3 protein-coding genes are annotated in these 1,783 nt (G+C 37.1%); 2 read left to right on the top strand and 1 reads right to left on the bottom strand.

What is annotated here, in order from left to right:
- Together AC1DRQ_RS31250 and AC1DRQ_RS31245 are read left to right on the top strand one after the other, a co-directional pair.
- On the top strand, positions 1-156 hold a 156-nt coding region (locus tag AC1DRQ_RS31250; protein WP_477429992.1), incomplete at its 5' end, for a hypothetical protein.
- Positions 157-370: 214 nt separating this feature from the next.
- Complete coding sequence (locus AC1DRQ_RS31245; protein WP_477429990.1) at positions 371-1,120, top strand: FkbM family methyltransferase; 750 nt, start codon at positions 371-373, stop codon at positions 1,118-1,120.
- A gap of 27 nt (positions 1,121-1,147) precedes the next feature.
- On the opposite strand, the gene AC1DRQ_RS31240 is transcribed toward AC1DRQ_RS31245, so the two are convergent.
- Entirely contained in the window at positions 1,148-1,585 is a 438-nt protein-coding gene (locus AC1DRQ_RS31240; RefSeq protein ID WP_477429988.1) for an aspartyl protease family protein, read from the bottom strand.
- Between the last annotated feature and the right edge of the window lie 198 nt (positions 1,586-1,783).

Raw genomic sequence — 1,783 nt, 5'->3', positions numbered from 1 at the left:
ACTACCATGAACCCGGCAACACGTACCCTAAAACGCGCTACCATTGAAAACGCTGCCGAGTGCGACCATACCTTTAGTATGTTAATGGGCGATGAAGTTGCCCCGCGTCGCGAGTTTATTGAGCGTAATGCTAAATACGCTAAGATAGATACATAGGAATATAGTTTGCTAAAACAGTTTAAAAGGCCGGGTTATCATTGTGATAATCCGGCCTTTTTATATTTCCATATTTTGTGTATAAATCAATAAATAATCTATACATTTAATCAAACCTATTGCCTTATTCACAGCCGTTTACGGAGCATATTTCGTAAGTATATATGAATGCACGTGGTAATAGTTGCTTTTCACATCTATTAAAACGGTTTAAATGTCACAATTATTTAAGAAGGCCTTTATGGCGCTTGCTCCGGGTAGCATTTTATTGACCTCTACTATCGATGAGGTTAAAATTCAGGGTTATAATAAATCAGGCTTTGGCGGAAGAGGTGTGTTTTTAAAAGGGATTGATTATGAACCCGAACTGAAGTATTTGAAATATTTTATAAATGAAGGTTCGGTATTATTTGACGTAGGTGCAAACTCCGGCATTTACAGTATGATGGCTGCAAAATTAGTTGGGAACACGGGTACAGTTGTTGCTGTTGAACCTTTTCCTGCAATGAGTGCCATCCTCATAAAAAATGCCGAATTAAATAAATTTTCAAATGTGAGGGTAAGAACAGTTGGTGTAAGTGATAAAACTGAAGTTAAAACTTTTTGGCTTAACCATAATAAACCCAACTCCTTCAGTTTTTCTATTCACTATGAGGATGCAAAAAATCTGTCTTTCCTTACCGTTACCCTCGATGAGCTATTTGAATGGGAAAAATTAGACCGCCTGGATTATATTAAAATTGATGCTGAAGGAGAAGAAGATAATATTTTAAAGGGTGCTGAAAAAGTTATCGCAAAATATAAACCAATTATTCAGGTTGAAATGACCCAGCGTCGGCCCCAGTCTATACCGGATGATTATGAGGTTTTTCATGTACCCACAAGCGATAACCATATTTATATTCCGGGTAATAGTGATAAAATACAAGTTGCAATAGCGCAGGGATGGGAAATATTAAAATAAGGGTTTACCCCGATGTATTAGCCTCGCTTATTTAAAGCGGGGCTTTTTCAATTTCATCACCTGTTTACCGTAATCAATTACCGCTTTATATTTCATCAATATATCGCCGCCCAAAACACCTAATACCTGTGGGTGGCCCATTTGGTTATAGGCTATGTTGATGGTTGACAGATCTAAAACGGCTACTTCAAAATCGGCTATGGGCAGGTTGCCAATAAACATACCGCTTATAATTGCCGTGAACGATTCCATGCTGTTGGTACCTAAACCAGTTGATAACCTGTCGCTGGCTAATATGTTGGTGGTTTCATTGGCCTCGAAAAGAGCGGTGCGGTCAAACGCTGTTTTTGATGCGCCGGTATCCAACACCATGATAAAAGCTTTTCCGAACAGGGTAATTTCAAGCAGAGGGTGAAAGCCGTCGTCATGCAGGTCAATGATCTGGAGCGGAATAGATATAGTCATCTGATAATGATAGTAATTTTATTCAATAATCCGGGGAATCAACAGCTCAATAATTAAAACAAATACTTACTTATGGTTTAGTTTGGTTAAAAATGTAAAGTTTTATACAAAAAGTGTAAAGTATATTGAACATACTCGCACATATATATATCTATATATTTATTTTATAGATGTTTAAATCATAAGCTTCTGTATTAA

The sequence above is a fragment of the Mucilaginibacter sp. P4_E8 genome (genome assembly GCF_056401495.1).
Note: the sequence above shows the minus strand (reverse complement) of the source record. Positions and strands in the feature narration are given on the sequence as shown.